The sequence below is a fragment of the Streptomyces sp. NBC_00212 genome (assembly GCF_045206365.1).
Lineage (GTDB): Bacteria > Actinomycetota > Actinomycetes > Streptomycetales > Streptomycetaceae > Streptomyces.
The window spans coordinates 1,378,743-1,393,856 of sequence record NZ_CP108115.1 but is presented as its reverse complement, the minus strand read 5'-3'; the positions used below and the strand labels follow the sequence as shown (position 1 = coordinate 1,393,856).

Sequence of the window (15,114 nt, the reverse complement as noted above, 5' to 3'; positions counted from 1 at the left end):
CGCGCGCATTGACCTGCGCGGCGGTGCACGAGACGAGAACACGGGGGTGTTCCATCTTGACCGACATCATCGAACGCATCGCGGACCGGCTGACCGGCGAGGCGTCACCGACCCCGAAGGACGGTGAACTGACGCCGTACATCGCGCAGTTGCCCGTCCCGCCGGTGCTGCGCCCCGCCTCCGGTGACGTACGCGAGGAGACCGCGATCGCCGTACGGCCGACGTGGGTGAGGCTGCATCCGCAGCTGCCGCCCACTCTGATGTGGGGGTACGAGGGGCACGTGCCGGGACCCACCATTGAGGTGCGGCGCGGACAGAGGGTGCGCATCGCGTGGACCAACCGCGTCCCGAAGGGCAGTGAGTATCCCGTCACCTCCGTCGAGGTTCCGCCGGCCACGCCCTCGCCGTCCACCGAGCCGGGGCGCGGCGGCGCGGAGCCCAACAAGGGCGTCGCGGCGCTGCCGGCCTGGACGGTGACGCACCTGCACGGCGCCCGTACCGGTGGCGGCAACGACGGCTGGGCGGACAATGCCGTGGGGTACGGCGATGCCCAGCTCTCGGAGTACCCGAACGACCACCGGGCGGTGCAGTGGTGGTACCACGACCACGCGATGAACATCACCCGGTGGAACGTCCACACGGGTCTGTACGGCACGTACCTGGTGAGGGACGACGAGGAGGACGCGCTCCAACTCCCGTCCGGTGAGCGGGAGATACCGCTTCTGCTGGCCGACCGCAATCTGGACACGGACGACGACGGCCGGCTCACCGGCCGGCTGCTGCACAAGACGGTCGTCGTCGACCCGAAGAACGCCGAGACGGGCAAGCCGGTGACGCTGCCCTTCACCGGCCCGTACACGACGGTCAACGGCCGCATCTGGCCGTACGCCGACGTGGACCCCGGCTGGTACCGCTTCCGGCTGGTCAACGCGTCCAACGCCCGGATCTACGACCTGGTGCTCGTCGACGAGGACGACCGGCCGGTCCCGGGCGTCCTCCACCAGATCGGCAGCGACGGGGGGCTCATGCCGAGCCCCGTGTCCGTCGACTTCGACCAGGACCTGCCCACGCTCACCATTGCCCCGGCCGAGAGGATGGACCTCCTCATCGACTTCCGGGCGCTGGCGGGCCGGGCCGTCCGCTTCGTCAACAAGGGGCCGAACGCGGCACCGGGCGTGCCCGACGTGGCGGGGGACGTGCGCTATCCGCAGGTCATGGAGTTCCGCGTCGGCACGTGCGAGGACCCGGGGGAGCCGGGCGAGGGCGACGGCTTCGAGCTGCCGAGCGTCCTGTCCGGTTCGTTCCGCAGGATCACGCACGACGTCGAGCACGGCCACCGCCTCGTCGTGCTGACCCCGCCCGGCACGAAGGGTGGCGGCGGGCACCCCGAGATCTGGGAGATGGCCGAGGTCCAGGACACCGGGGACCTGCGGCTGCCGGCCGACGGCGTCATCCAGGTGCGCGGCGCGGACGGCGCGACCAAGACGTACCGCCGCATCGCGCGCACCTTCAACGACGGCCTGGGCTTCACGATCGCCGAGGGCGCCTATGAGCAGTGGAGCTTCCTCAACCTCGCGGTGAACCCGCCCGTCACGCACCCGATGCACATCCACCTGGCCGATTTCCAGCTGCTCGGCCGCGATCCGTACGATGTGTCGGGGTTCGACCCGACGGTGGGCGGCACACGCACTCCCGTGGCGTTCGACCCGCAGCGGCAGATACCTCTCGCGCCGAACGAGCGTGGCTACAAGGACGTGTTCCGGGTGCCCGGTGGTCAGGTTCTGCGCGTGATGGGCCGGTTCGAGGGGGCGTACGGGCGGTTCATGTACCACTGCCATCTGCTGGAGCACGAGGACATGGGAATGATGCGGCCGTTCGTCGTCATGCCCAAGGAGGCGATGGCGTTCGACCACGGAGCCGGACACGGCGGCCACGAGGGGCACACCGGCTGAACGGGGGCAACACCCTTCTCCATCAGCACGGGTGGAGACCTGCCTGCCAGAGCGCACCCCAACAGGAGCCTCCCCGGCCTCTGTTGGGATGCGCGTCGCGGTCAGGCTCCGCGCCCTGTGGTTCGCTCCGCGAGCCAGCCGGTCATCGCCCGTACGCCGACGCCGATGGCGCGCTCATCCGGGGCGAAGTCGGGGTAGTGCGGGTAGGCCGTTGTGATGGGTGCGCCGGGAGCACGGACGCCGAGGAAGGTGAACGTGCCCGGGACACGGTCCAAGTAGAGGGCGAAGTCCTCGCCGCTGAAGGGAGGGAAGGCGGCATGGAGCACGGTGACCGCGTCCCGGCCCCGTGTGTGGCGCAGGTGGTGGGCGAGCGTGCGGGCGTCGCGTTCTGGGCAGACCATGGCGGGGAACGGGTCGGCGGGGAAGCTCACCTCGGCCTCCGGGTATGAGGAGGCGAGGCGGCGGATGTCCTGGCGTACCTCCGTGTACCGCTCCTGCGGCCAGCAGCGGTAGGACACGCTCACCTTGGCCTCCTGCGCCCTGGCCCGGACGGTCACGAACCGTGCCAGCGGTCCGTCGGGTGTCTGGGCGTCGGCGATGAGCCGCTCGATGTCCGCGGGCGTCTGTGGCGGTGTCACGGTCGAGAGCGCGCCGATCTCGGCAGCCATCCGCCGCGCCGCGTCGGGCGCGTCCGGTCCGGAGAGAGTCACCTCCGCCTTGTCCTGGCCCGGCAGCCCGAAGCCCGGGGCCACGGCGAACTGGCCGACGGGGAACGGCCCGCAGTGCAGCGCGTGGATCTCCTCGACGCGGGTGCGCTCCAGCACGCCCGCGTCGATCATCGCTCGCGCCCCGGACAGGCTCTCCTCGGCAGGCTGGAAGACGAACACCACCGTTCCGCCCAGTTGCCGGCGCAGCCGCGCCAGGACCTGCGCGACGCCGACCGCCACGGTGGTGTGGATGTCGTGCCCGCAGACGTGGGCCGCCGCCGGGCCGCCCCCAACGATGTCCTGGGGCGGCACCGCGTCCATGTCCGCGCGATACGCGACGGTCCGGCCCGGACGCGAGCCCCGCAGCACGCCGACAACGCCGTTGCCGCCCACCCCGGTGGTGACCTCCAGGCCGGCCGCTCGCAGCTCTCGGGCCACCACACCGGCGGTACGCTGCTCCTGACCCGGCAGCTCGGGGTGCTGGTGGATGTCCCGCCGCAGCGCGACCAGCCCGCGCTCCAGGCGAGCCACCTCGGCGTCCACCGATCCCTGCTCCACTGGCCCCGTCCGCCCATCGGCGACGGCCCTCCCGGCAGTACCCCACACCATTGCGGCACTTGCTGCCGCTGCGCCGGCCAGCACCGTACGGCGAGCGAAAGCGTGCTTCACGGGATGCTTCACTGTTCCCCCTTCGTGCGGAATTCCTGTCACGACACGATCGCCGCACGCAGACCCCGCTGCCCATCCGGCTGACCACCACGCAGGGGTGGGGACAGCCCCACCGGCTCCTGGACGCGGCTCGGTGCCGGCCCGTTTCCGCGGACCGGCACCGAGCGGGATCAGTAGGCCGGGATCAGTAGGCCGTCGTGACCGTTACCCCGCTGAACGCGGTCTTCGCGTACAGGCTGAGGTACCGGTATCCGGCGGTCTTGTTGGTGACGGTGATGCTCTCGGTGTTGCCGGCCTTGATCGAACGGGCCGTGTAGGACGTGTTGGTCGCCCAGTTGCTCGGGTTGTAGTAGAGGTCGGCGTTGCCGGTGCCGCCGGTGGTGGTGATGTGCAGGGTCACCGTTCCGGCCGGCAGGTACAGGAACATGTAGTCCAGGTTGCCCGCCGTGGCCGCGCGGCCGGAGCGGGAGCAGTTCCGGTCCATGACCCGGGGGTCGGCGTTCGTGCAGGTGGGCAGGGCGCCGGTCACCGCGACGGACTTGGTGGTGGTGTTGGTCAGGCCCTTCGCGTCCGTGACCTTCAGGGTGATCGTGTACGTGCCGGGGGCCTTGTAGGTCTTCGACGGGTTGGTGGCCGTGGAGGTCGTACCGTCGCCGAAGTCCCACGCACGGGCGGTGATGGTGCTGCCCGCGTCGGTCGACTTGTCGGTCAGGTTCACCGACAGGCCCGAGACGGTGGCGTCGAAGGCCGCGGCCGGGCCGCCGCTCGTGACACCGCAGGCGCCGGCGGCGCAGGCGTCGAGCCAGGTGTTGAAGTCGGCGTCGTAGCGGGTGCCGATGCCGGTGTTGTAGACGGCGTACGCGCCGGCGTAGTCGCCGGAGCGGAACTTGGCCAGCATGTTCTGGACGTCCGCCGGGTGCTTCTCGACCATGTAGCGGGTGGCGAGGTAGCCCCACGGATAGGTGCGGGTCTGGTCGGAGTTGGAGTACGAGCTCTGCCACAACGTGCTCAGCGGGTAGGTGTGCTGGGCGGCGTCGGAGATCGCCTCGGTGTCGGGCAGGCCGCGGTAGCTGTACGAGACGTACTCGGCGAAGCCCTCGATCCACCAGATGTCCGGGACGACCTGCCCGGCGTTGAAGTCACCGGCCATGTCGTAGCGGCCGTCGAGGTAGTGCGTGTACTCGTGGTTCAGGTTCCAGATGTCGCCGGGGAAGCCGTCGTTGACGCTCTTCACGTAGGAGAGGAAACGAGCCTGGTTGGCCGGGTCGGAGGGGGTGCCCTCCAGGTACTCGCCGCCGTTGTTGGTGCTGTTGCCGAAGATCCAGCCGGAGTACGTCTGGTAGTCCTTCGGGCTGGCGAACGTCACGATCTGGATGTTGGTGTTGTGGTCGTCGGCCACCGGGCCGTTGTCCTTGACGATGCTGTGGAAGTACGCGTCCTGGCCCTTGACGCTGGTGCAGGCGGCGGTGAGGGCCGCGTCGGTCAGGGACTGGGCGCGGAAGGTGTGGTCGGCGTCGCAGTTGTACGTGATCGGCAGCGCGGCCTTGGTGAGCTGGCCGACGAAGTCACAGGTGCCGTAGTACGAGCACTGGGCCTTGTCGTTGGCGTCGGTCATCGCGGCGACCCCGACCCACAGCGGCGCGGTCGAGCCCGTGATGGCGGACGCGCCGAGGAGGCCCTTGACCAGCGGACGCACCTTGGCCTGGAGCGCGGGGGTGTCGAGGAAGCGGGCCATCTCCGTACCCGCGTTGGAATCCAGGTAGAACCACGTGTCGTTGAGCTTGGCGAGGTGGCTCAGCGTGAACGTGCTCAGCGTGTCGATGATGCTCGGGTCGGCGGTCACCGCCGAGATGTACGCGGGGTTCCAGTGGCCGCGGAAAAGCGGGGTGAACACGTCGTTGACGGCGGTGTCCATGCTCCAGTACGCGTCGTAGGAGCTGTTGTAGGCGTTGAGCACCTTCTTGTACGTATTCAGGTAGCGGGCCTGCTCGTTGGCGCTGTCGGTGAGGATCAGGACCTCGCCCATGATGTCGCCGTTGGCCGCGCTGACGTCCATGAAGTGCGAGGACGCGGTGAAGGTGTCCAGGGCGGCCTCACTGGCGGTGGCCAGGGTCGGGCCGTAGGGGCCGACGTCGGAGGCGTTGTTGGACTGCACGTAGTACCCGGCACGCAGAAACAGCACGAGCTGCCACACGTTGGTGGAGTTGTCACCCGGGTAGGTGCGCGCCGTGTTCTGCAGGGCGCCCGCGATGGTGACCATCTGCGCCTCGCGGAACGCGTTGTAGGCGTTGGTCCCGGTGAGGCTGAACAGCGTGTTGACGCAGTCGGTGGTCGACGCCTGGACGAACGCGACCAGGTCGGCCCCGGTCCGGCTGCCGAAGTCGCCCGGGGTACAGGACGCCGCGGCGGCGCCCTTGGCCGCGTTGCTCTTCGACTTCTGCGGGGTCGGCGAGGTCAACGGCCTGTTCGGAGGAAGGTGAGCGGCGTCGATCGGGCTGCGGCGGGCGTCGGAACGGTCGGACATGGCGGCCGTCGAGCCGACGGGCGGCGGCGCGGCCTGGGTCTTGCCGTTCTTGGCGGACGGAGTGGCCGGCCCCGGGTGGCCGTCCGCGGCTGCGGCCCGGCCTGGTTGGGCGAGCATGGCGATGCCGAGGCAGAGCGCGAGGGCAAGTATCAGGAAGCCGGTGAGACTTCGTCTCTGGCTGTCCGGTCGGGTGTTCACGTGCCGCCTCCCAGCGGTGTGGCCGCGCTCCGGCGCGCGGCGGGTGGGGGTACCGCGGGCCTGGCCCGCCCGGCCGCCCCCGACCTCGGGACGCGACGGAGCGGACCCGGGTGACCCGCGGGTCGTGCTGATCAATTGGCATGAACGCGGCTTGGTTCATTGGTTCTACGGTCTGTAAAATTGCATATGTCACATGGCTTGTGAAGGGAGTGCGGGTAAACCGGAGGCAATTCCTGGGAGACGGGGGCGACTTGACGGTCCTTCTGAGCCGCGTGGACATCGCCCGAGCGGGCGGCAACTCGGGTTCTGAGCTCCGGCTTGACCTCAACCGCGCTTGATGTTCCATGCTGCTTGGCACAGGGCGACGACAGGAGTTTCGTGTGACGACGCATCAGCTGCCGGATCTGGCCCGGCCCGACGCCGGGACCACGCTGATCAGCGAGTGGATCGTGGACACGCCGGACCGGCAGGACCGGGCGGGCCGTGCGCTGCTTGGGGAGTGGGGCGAGCTCTCGGCCAGCGTTCGCCCCAAGGCTTTCCTGCAGCTCAGCTGCTTCGCCAGCGCGGACGGGCGTGTGCTGCTCAGTGTCGCGCAGTGGACCAGCGACGAGGCCCACCTCGCCTTCGTCCGCGAGCACCGGGCTGACGTGGTCAGCCGCATCGACCGTGAGGTCCCGGGGATCAGGCGCCCTGGGCTGGTCCGCTACCGATTGGCGCACACCGTAGTACCGGACGGCACCGGCGACGACACGACCGACATGATCGTCGTCGCGCGCGCCGAGAGTGAGCCGGCGTCCCATGCCGAGCGATGGGCCGAGGCCACCGCCGACCGGCTCCGGTCGGCTCCGCCCCTGGGCATGGGCGCCGCCCACGTCTTCGTGAGCGAGGACGGCGCACACGGCCTGCTCTACGCACCGGTGACCCAGGCGAACGGCGTTGTCGGTGCGCGGCCCTACCGGCTGCTCGGCGCCGTCGCCGGGCCGGGCGCCGGTGCGGACGGCGCGGGCTCAGCGGGGACTGGGCGCTCTGACGGCGCGGGCAGGGCGTAGCCGACTCCGGACAGCGGTGCCGCCAACCTCGACAGGCGACCGGTCCCGGGGCGGCGGCCGCTGGGGCGAGCGGTAGCCGCGGCGGTGCGCCGTGTGGCTCACCCCCTGCCGCCCGGTCCGATGAACTCCCCAGTCGCGCCAGTCGCGACCTGAGGTCGGTCGTCTCGTACCGGCGCGGCAGCGCGCCGCACCCCGGCCGCCCGAGTGAGCCGCGAGCCCGCGCTGAACTGCCTTGTCCTGTCGGCCGGATCCGGCCGATTCAGGAGGGGAGCGCGCTTCCGTTGGGCGGAGGTATGGCGGTCACCGAAATCGCGGCGCCTGCGGCAGGCCGGGGCCGGGGCTCGGCGGGTGAGCGAGGGCGGGCCCGTTGGCCGCGCGGGGGATCGGGGGCCGGGCCTCCGCCGACGGCCCGGGCCGTCGCCGTCGCGTGACCACCGGCGAGTTGAACACACACGCGGCGGAGAAGAGCTGGACGAAGATGCCCGAGTCACCTTCCTTCACCGCATGGTTCTTCAGACCGGCCTGGGTGCCGGGGCCGAAGGCTCCGGTGGCCTGGTCGTCGGGTATGCCGAGCTCGTACTGGATCGCCTTCATCAGCGACTTCTGCACGTCACGCGAGTAGACGCCGTCGGCGGGACCGATGAAGAACGACGACCGGTTGACATAGCGGCTGTTGAGCCAGCGCTGCACCGCGCGGACCGTGTCGGTGCCGCCGGTGACCGAGACGTACGCGTCCATGCTCAGGAGCGCCTTGAAGATCTTGGGCTGCACCAGGCCGTTCGAAGCGTCGACACCGGCGTCGTTCTTGAGCGCCCTGACCGACTTGTCGGTGGCGGCGCCATACGATCCCGAGCCGTCGCCGCCCCAGTAGCCCTTGCAGAACAGCGCGTGCTCGATGATCTTCTTGATGTTGACGTTCGACTCGTTCGGGCCGATGTCGCCGCGCTTCGCGAGCTCGGAAAGCGTGCCCGGGCCGAAGCTCGCGACGAGCGGGGCCATGGCCAGCTCCGCCTGGAGCGCCATCGTCAGCGAGAACATCGTCGACCAGCCGGTGCGCCCGTCCTCGGGGCATTTCGCATAGCCGGGGACGTTCGCGTAAGTGGCGTTGACCCATTTCTGGGCAGCGAGGACCTTGTCGTCCGCCATGTTTCTCTTTCTGGTGAGCGGGGCTCGGGGTCATGGGTGCGGGAATTCGATGCCGGGGAGAGCCATTTCGGCGCGGTTGCCCGTTCGGCCCGCCTGTCCGGGCGCTGCTGTCACCAGATGGGATACAGGCGGAAGCGCGAGTTGGGGCCGGTGTCGCTGCAGGGGAAGAGGCGCATGACGGCGCCCGGGGCCTGACCGCCGTACATGTTTAAGCAGTTCGCCGAGGCCTTCATCGGCTGGAACTGCCAGTAATTGCCGAAGTCGGCGCCGACCGTGTTGAAGTTGCTGTCCACGCTGTCACAGTTGTCGAGCTTGATGTAATCGCCCTGGGCTCCACCACCGCTCCAGTTGTTGAGGCAAAACTGCGGCCACGCGGCGCTCTGGACCTTGAAGTAGTGGGAGCCGGAGTCGAGGACGTTCCACTTCTGGGCGTTGCTGTCATTGCACGTCCACTGCTGGACAACGTGCCCGTTGTAGGGGTTGCTGTTCGGGATGTCCAGGCAGAAGGCGTCCGCGATGTTGATCGAGATGTTGTAGCGGGGGCAGCCTGGGCCGGAGCGGCGGTCAGCACCGTCCCGAGGGTGGCTGCGGCGGCCGTGGCCAGGGCGGCAGTGCGTATGCGCATGAAGGATCCCGTGATGTGTCGGTGGCAGGGGGGTCCTGTCGGACCCGCCCCGCGGAATGAATTGCGAGAGTGGACATAGCGCCTTGCGACGACGCGGGTCTCTGTCCACCGCGTCGGACGGCGTCGCTGAGAAACGTAGCCGTCCCGTGAACCCCGAACTGCCGTCCCGCGGCCACTCACTGCCGCCCCACGGCCCGTTACTGCCGTCCCACAGCCATGTCGGGACATCCCGGGACGGAGCGCCCGCCAAGCGCCAGTGACCGCCTTCGACCGGCGGGTGCGGGGACAGCTCCAACAAGGTTGGCCAACCCATGGGTGGATGCCTTCGTGACTCCGTATCTTGACGTCATGAGCGACGAAGATCAGCCGGTCCTCTCCTAGTGGAACTGAGCCCCCCGGGAGCGGCGGGGGATCGTCACGCTGCCGCCGACCATCGCGAAGCTCACGGCGGTGAAGCACTTGGTGCTGTACGGCAGCAACCTGGTGCGCATCCCGCCCGAGATCGGGGCGATGACAAGCCTGGAGGAGTTCAGCCCGTACACGTCACACCGACTGCACTGGTTTCCCTACGAGATCACGCGGTGCGCCAACCTGCGGGAGAGCACGGTGAGTACGCGGTCGCTGTACGGCAACTTCAAGTACCGGCCGCCGTTTCCCCGGCTGAGGCCGACGGGCGCGGCAGTGGACGAGCCGCATCTCGGCGACCTCGACCCCCACGGGTGGGGCGCCACGGGGATAGTCACGTGCAGCGTCTGTGACCAGGCGGTGGCAGGAGGCTCCCTTCGGCAGGTGTGGACATCGCGGCGGGTCGCGACGGACGCCCTGCCCCTGCTGGTGAACGCCTGCTCGTCACGGTGCGTCGATGCCCTCCCCGCCCCTGCGCAGGGGTACGTTCCCACACCGCACCGGGGCGGCCCCGATGTCGAACAGCCGGTGCGCGGCTGACGACGGGGGCTGTGACGTACCGCTGCCCAGGGCCGAAGTGCCCGTTCGGCATGCCTCACCCGGACGTCGGCCGCAGGATCAGGCATACGAAGCCGAAGACGTCCCGGTACACCTTCAGCCATTCGTCGCGGTGGGTGGTGGCTGCCGCCAGGGCCTGAGGGCTGTCGGGGTCGTCCGGGTGGTCCAGGGCCCATGAGGCCAGGGATCCCGTCCATGCCCATTCGTAGGCGTCGAGCTCCTGACGTGTGCTGATGTGTGCCTGGACGGGGGTCCAGCCATCAGCGACGACGTGGTCCAGGGTGGTCGGCAGGTCGCTGAGGTCGCCCAGCATTTCGGCGGCCTCGGGGGAGGGCTCGCGCAGCCAGAATCCCTCGCCGACCAGGACGCGCCCGCCGGGAGCCAGGTGCTCGCGTGCCGCCGCGAGGGTGGGGAGCAGGCCGCCGAAGGCATGCGTGGCCCCGACGCTGAGCACCAGGTCGAAGGCGTGTGGGGCGGTGAACCGCGCGGCATCGGCCTGATGGAGGACGAGGCGCTGTTGGACGCCGGCGAGCTGCGCGGCCTCGCGTGCGTGGGTCAGCGAGCTCTCGGAGACGTCCACCCCTTCGGCCCGTAGGTGCGGGTGCGCGGTGAGGGCACGCAGGAGCCACTCCCCGCCGCCGCAGCCGAGGTCGAGTACGCGGGCGTCGGCGCGCGGGACGCCGCGTTCCAGCAGCTGACGTACCGAGTCGTCGTCGAGCGGGGCCGCGATCGGATGGTCCGCGTGGGCATGCCGGGAGATCTGTTCACGATTCATTGGGGGAGCCTGGCAGGGGGCGGAGGGTGTACGCACCCCTTTTGTTCCCGGGAGTTGGATTGCGGGTCCTCTCAGCCCGTGGGCATGCCGATCTGGTCGCGTTCCAGTACGGAACGGAGCTCCGAGAGGGGCTGCGCCATGGCCGTCAGGCGGGTTCCTTCGAGAGCGCCGCCGATCAGCTCGGCCAGCCGCTCGGTGAAGGTGCGGTCGGCCGCGTCGACCAGCTCCAGGCCCTCATCGGTCAGCGCCAGCAGCGATGACCGGCGATCCGATGGATTGCGTTGCCGGACGACCCAGCCCTGCTTCTCCAGGCGGTCGACCCCCTTGCTGGTCGCCCCGATGCCGACCGCGAACTCGGTGGCGAGGTCCGCCACCCGGGACCCGGGGTGGTCACGGAGGTGGCGCAGGAACTCGAACTGGGACGTGACGATGCCGTGCCGCTCGCGAAGGCGGTCGTTGAGGGCGTTGTACAGGCGTGTCTCGCAACGGACGAGGTCGGAGAAGAAGCCCGGGAGATCGGCAGTGCTCGATTTGTATGCCACGGCATATAGTGTAGCGGCAGCTACTTACGATGGAGGCCTGGGATGAGCAAGGAACAGCGCACGATGATCGACGCCATGCTGCGGCAGCCCCGACCCGAGGGTCCTCAACCGGTTGAGGCGCTGCGAGCGGGATTCAGGGCGATGATGGCCACGATGATCGTCCCGGACGGAATCCGCACCACGGCCACGACGCTCGCCGCACGCCCCGCACTGCTGGTCGAACCGGTCGACGGCGCACGCGCCGGGACGATCCTGTACTTCCACGGCGGCGGCTTCGTGTTCGGTTCACCCGAGACCGCACTGTCGCTGACGGGCAACCTCGTGGCCAAGACCGGGGCCAGGGCCTACTCGTTGGACTACCGGCTCGCCCCCGAGCACCCGTTCCCGGCCGCGATCGAGGACACGCTGAGCGCGTACCGCGCGTTGCTCGACAGCGGCGAAGATCCTTCCGGCATCGTGTTCGCCGGTGACTCCGCCGGCGGTGGGCTCGCCGTCACCACCTGCCTTGCCGCCCGCGCCGCGAACCTCCCCCTCCCTGCGGCGATCGTCGCGTTCTCGCCCGGACTCGACGCCACCCGGACGGGCGCGAGCATGGACACCAAAGCGGGCATCGACCCGTTCTTCACCCGCGAATCGCTGGGGCACACCGGAGCCATGTACCTCGCGGGGCAGGACCCGGAACACCCCATGCTCAGCCCGGCCATCCGGGCCGACCTGAGCGGTTTCCCGCCGATGCTCCTCCAAGTGGGCACCAACGAAGTGCTCCTGGACGACTCCACGCGCATGGCCGCGCGCGCGAGGGCCGCCGGAGTGGACGTCGTCCTCGACATCACCGCCGACGTACCCCATGTGTTCCAGTCGTTCGCCGGTGTCCTCGACGAAGCCGACGAGGCATTGGATCGCGCGGCCCTCTTCCTCACCCAGCACATCCGCACGCCGGACGTTGCGAGTATGGCTGCGGGGTGAGACCGGCCGACGGCCCCGCGTTCGTGTGACCACCGCCCCGACAGCCTGATCTTTCGTAGCTTCTGCCAGTACGGGCCTGCCGCCGAGTGTGGAGAGACTGCCGGTGTCCGGGACAGGACACCACAACGGGAGGAGTGCTCGATGAGCGCGCAGGAGACGTACGACGAGATCGGCGAGGCGTTCGAGGGGTTCAAGGCCCTGCCGCTGGCCCAGTACGTGGAAGCGCCCAGCTTCCTCGGCATGGTCGGGGACGTCACCGGCAAGAGGGTGATCGACCTGGCCTGCGGCACCGGCTTCTACAGCCGTGAGTTGAAGCGGCGCGGCGCGGCGGACGTGTTCGGCGTCGACATCTCCGGCGAGATGATCGGCGCCGCGACGGGCATCGAGCAGGCCGACCCACTGGGCGTGCGCTACCAGGTCGGCGACGTGGCCGACCTGTCACTGGCGGAGGAACGCTTCGACGTGGCCACCGCGGTGATGCTGCTCAACTACGCCGAAACCGTCGCCGAGTTCGAGCACCTGTGTCGCAAGGTGCACCAGAGCCTGAAGAGCGGCGGAGAGTTCTTCATGCTCCACCAGACGCCGGACTACGACTTCTCCGGGCCGTCGCCGCGCCCGTACGGGTTCCTCACCGAGCTGACGGGTGAAGAGGCCGGCACCGGGCCCCGGGTGAAGGTCACCGCACTGCTTGAGGGCGCGCCGATCTCGTTCACCTCCGGCCTGGCGCGCCGCGAGGTGTTCGAAACGTGCCTGGCCAAGGCCGGGTTCAGCGAGATCACGTGGGTGCCGACCGAGGTGTCGCCCGCCGGGATCGCCGCGTACGGCGCCGACTTCTGGGCGGACTACCGGGCCAACCCGTCCTTCGAGATGCTGCGCTGCCGCGCCTGACGGCTGATGGGACGTCCTGGTGGCCTGGCAGGTGCCCGCCGGTAGCGGAGTTCGGTGACGGGGACTCCGTCGTAGTCCTCCTGCTCCTCGGCGCCGTCCGGGGCGTACCCGGCGAGTTCGTAGAAGCGGCGGGCACGGGCGTTGTCCCGCAGGACCCACAGCTCGACGCCGGCCCCGGGATCAACGGCCTCGTGGACGGCGGCAAGAAGGGCCCGCCCTACTCCCATGCCGATGCGGCCGGGGCGCACGTAGAGGGCGTGCAGGGCCCAACCGGCGTCCGGGTTCGGGCCATGGGCGACCCAGCCGAGGATCTCGCCGTCGTCGGTGACAGCCACCAGATCGGTGGTCGTGCCCGCCGGGTCGGCCAGCCGCTCCCGTGTCCTGCGGGCCGTTTCCCCGGTGCTCATCGCGTCGAGGTAGGAGCGGGGCACGATGCCCGCGTACGCCTTCTGCCAGCCCCGCACCCGTATCTCGGCCACCGCCGGGACATCCGCGTCGTCCATGACCCTCACTCGCACCATGCGGCTCACGGTACGGGCCGGGATCGGTGGAGGACCCAACGGGCTCCGGGGGTGGCTGCGGTGCTGCGTTGCGGAAGTTGACCAGCGAAGGGTCTCCCTCGCGGCACCCGCACCAACTGGGCATTCGCCACGAGTCGTTGGGGAGGGGAACAGGCGACGGACGCCCATGCCCCGGCCCGCCGTCACGTTCGCCCATTCAGCTGCGAAGGGCCGCATCCAGCTCGTAGTAGAGCGTGTCCAGGCGGCTGCGGCCGGGGCCGCGCGGTGGCATGCGGCGTAGCAGTTCGCGGACTTCCGGTGGGGCGAGGCTGATCGCCCGTCGGATCGCCTTGTCACCGACCGCGGCCTCGTCGCCCGCCGCCAGCTCGCTCGCGCGAGCTTCGTACACCGCGGGCGCGAGCGCGTGCCTCGACTGGTGCGGGGTGGCCAAGGGGTGGATGTACGGGGTCGCCGCCGCGTAGCCCGCGGCGCGGGCGGCGGCCGTGGCGGCCGGGTCGTCCACGTCTCGGGCAGCTGCGAGAGCCGCCCAGGCCACGGCTCGCAGCCGACCGGTCCGCTTCCCCTCGCGTACGAAGGCCCGGATGCCCGCGATCGCCTCGCGAGGGCGGGCATCCGAGGGAGCCTTCGCCTCGAAGAGGGGCAGCACGTGCTCCACGCACTCGGCGGCCCAGAGTCCGAGCGCCCGGCGGTCTTCTTCGCTGATGGTCACCTGGTTCACCCGTACATCCTGGTGGTTGTGGTGCTCAAGCGGTATCAGGCCCCAGGCCGCCAACCCGTGTACGGCGGGAACCGTCCCGGGTGCGGATGCCTGGCGCGCAGTACGCCGCGGCCCATCCCGATGGCTCGTGTACATGGTAATTCCCTTACGCCCTCGGCGAGTTGGCGTGCGCGGCATCGCGGGACGTCCCGGGGACGCGCGTGCTCGGTGTCCCAAGTCACAGGTCAGGTAGGTGGGATGACGGCGGGACGTTTCCCGGGAACCTTTGAGTACGGCTCGGCCGTGGGTGGCTGCATACCGTTGAGGAGTGGGTCGTCAGGCCGGGAGCCGGCGCCCACCTGGTCCGGGCTCGGGGTGAGTCCGGACCGTAATCCGTAGACATCCGCAACAGGGGGATCAGACATGCGTGTCAAGCGCGTAGCTCAGGCGGTCGGAACGCTGGTGCTCGCTCCGCTCCTCGTCCTGGCGACCGGCGCGGCGGCTCACGCCGACTCGGACGTCCACTGGACCCACAAGCCGGACAACAAGTGCCTGGAGCCCCACTACAACTGGGCCGGCACGCCGGACGACGTCGAAATCGACAGCTGCCACAACACCGTCCCCTTCTGGCACGACGTGCACCAGGGCGACGGAAGCTGGCTGGAGACCGTCTCGGGCAAGACCAACTTCTGTATGACGGCTTACACGGACCACGACGTCTACGCGGAGTCCTGCAGCGGCAACAACTACCAGCGCTGGGACGAGATCGACACCGGTAACGGCTGGAAGCTGCGGAACCGGCAGACCGGCGAATGCCTCGACAGCAACGGGAGCTCCGTCTACATGCACGAGTGCAACGACGGGAACGTCTACCAGCTCTGGTACTGAGACG

14 protein-coding genes are annotated in these 15,114 nt (G+C 69.7%); 6 read left to right on the top strand and 8 right to left on the bottom strand.

What is annotated here, in order from left to right; translation table 11 throughout:
• Positions 1–56 precede the first annotated feature (56 nt).
• Entirely contained in the window at positions 57–1,952 is a 1,896-nt protein-coding gene (gene phsA, locus OHA17_RS06405; RefSeq protein WP_406504836.1) for an O-aminophenol oxidase PhsA, read from the top strand.
• A 101-nt stretch (positions 1,953–2,053) separates the two neighbouring features.
• On the opposite strand, the gene OHA17_RS06400 is transcribed toward phsA, so the two are convergent.
• A complete protein-coding gene (locus OHA17_RS06400; RefSeq protein WP_406510645.1) occupies positions 2,054–3,268 on the bottom strand; it encodes a M20 family metallopeptidase in 1,215 nt (404 codons plus the stop codon).
• 244 nt (positions 3,269–3,512) lie between these two features.
• Entirely contained in the window at positions 3,513–6,050 is a 2,538-nt protein-coding gene (locus tag OHA17_RS06395) for a collagenase (protein ID WP_406504834.1), read from the bottom strand.
• A 380-nt stretch (positions 6,051–6,430) separates the two neighbouring features.
• On the opposite strand from OHA17_RS06395, the gene OHA17_RS06390 reads away from it, so the two are divergent.
• Complete coding sequence (locus OHA17_RS06390) at positions 6,431–7,099, top strand: antibiotic biosynthesis monooxygenase (RefSeq protein ID WP_406504832.1); 669 nt, start codon at positions 6,431–6,433, stop codon at positions 7,097–7,099.
• Positions 7,100–7,399: 300 nt separating this feature from the next.
• On the opposite strand, the gene OHA17_RS06385 is transcribed toward OHA17_RS06390, so the two are convergent.
• Together OHA17_RS06385 and OHA17_RS06380 are read right to left on the bottom strand one after the other, a co-directional pair.
• Positions 7,400–8,245, bottom strand: coding sequence for a peptidoglycan-binding protein (locus OHA17_RS06385; protein ID WP_406504831.1), 846 nt, complete (start codon positions 8,243–8,245; stop codon positions 7,400–7,402).
• Between the two features lie 110 nt (positions 8,246–8,355).
• Complete coding sequence (locus OHA17_RS06380) at positions 8,356–8,979, bottom strand: RICIN domain-containing protein (RefSeq protein ID WP_406504829.1); 624 nt, start codon at positions 8,977–8,979, stop codon at positions 8,356–8,358.
• Positions 8,980–9,320: 341 nt separating this feature from the next.
• Between OHA17_RS06380 and OHA17_RS06375 the strand changes: the two genes are divergently transcribed.
• Positions 9,321–9,815 (top strand): hypothetical protein, encoded by a 495-nt coding sequence (locus tag OHA17_RS06375; protein ID WP_406504827.1) that lies wholly within the window; start codon positions 9,321–9,323, stop codon positions 9,813–9,815.
• Positions 9,816–9,870: 55 nt separating this feature from the next.
• On the opposite strand, the gene OHA17_RS06370 is transcribed toward OHA17_RS06375, so the two are convergent.
• Both OHA17_RS06370 and OHA17_RS06365 read right to left on the bottom strand, forming a co-directional pair.
• Positions 9,871–10,608, bottom strand: a complete 738-nt coding sequence (locus OHA17_RS06370) for an SAM-dependent methyltransferase (RefSeq protein WP_406504825.1) — start codon at positions 10,606–10,608, stop codon at positions 9,871–9,873.
• Positions 10,609–10,679: 71 nt separating this feature from the next.
• Positions 10,680–11,150 (bottom strand): MarR family winged helix-turn-helix transcriptional regulator, encoded by a 471-nt coding sequence (locus OHA17_RS06365; RefSeq protein ID WP_398880098.1) that lies wholly within the window; start codon positions 11,148–11,150, stop codon positions 10,680–10,682.
• Between the two features lie 42 nt (positions 11,151–11,192).
• On the opposite strand from OHA17_RS06365, the gene OHA17_RS06360 reads away from it, so the two are divergent.
• Positions 11,193–12,116, top strand: a complete 924-nt coding sequence (locus OHA17_RS06360; RefSeq protein WP_406504823.1) for an alpha/beta hydrolase — start codon at positions 11,193–11,195, stop codon at positions 12,114–12,116.
• 141 nt (positions 12,117–12,257) lie between these two features.
• Positions 12,258–13,004: a class I SAM-dependent methyltransferase gene (locus tag OHA17_RS06355; protein WP_406504821.1), complete on the top strand. Its 747-nt coding sequence runs from the start codon at positions 12,258–12,260 to the stop codon at positions 13,002–13,004.
• Here OHA17_RS06355 and OHA17_RS06350 read toward each other — a convergent pair.
• A complete protein-coding gene (locus OHA17_RS06350) occupies positions 12,959–13,525 on the bottom strand; it encodes a GNAT family N-acetyltransferase (protein ID WP_406504819.1) in 567 nt (188 codons plus the stop codon). The genes OHA17_RS06355 and OHA17_RS06350 overlap by 46 nt on opposite strands.
• A gap of 196 nt (positions 13,526–13,721) precedes the next feature.
• Entirely contained in the window at positions 13,722–14,243 is a 522-nt protein-coding gene (locus tag OHA17_RS06345) for a putative immunity protein (RefSeq protein ID WP_406504817.1), read from the bottom strand.
• A gap of 402 nt (positions 14,244–14,645) precedes the next feature.
• Between OHA17_RS06345 and OHA17_RS06340 the strand changes: the two genes are divergently transcribed.
• On the top strand, positions 14,646–15,110 hold the full coding sequence (locus tag OHA17_RS06340; protein WP_406504815.1) for an RICIN domain-containing protein: 465 nt from the start codon (positions 14,646–14,648) through the stop codon (positions 15,108–15,110).
• Positions 15,111–15,114 lie beyond the last annotated feature (4 nt).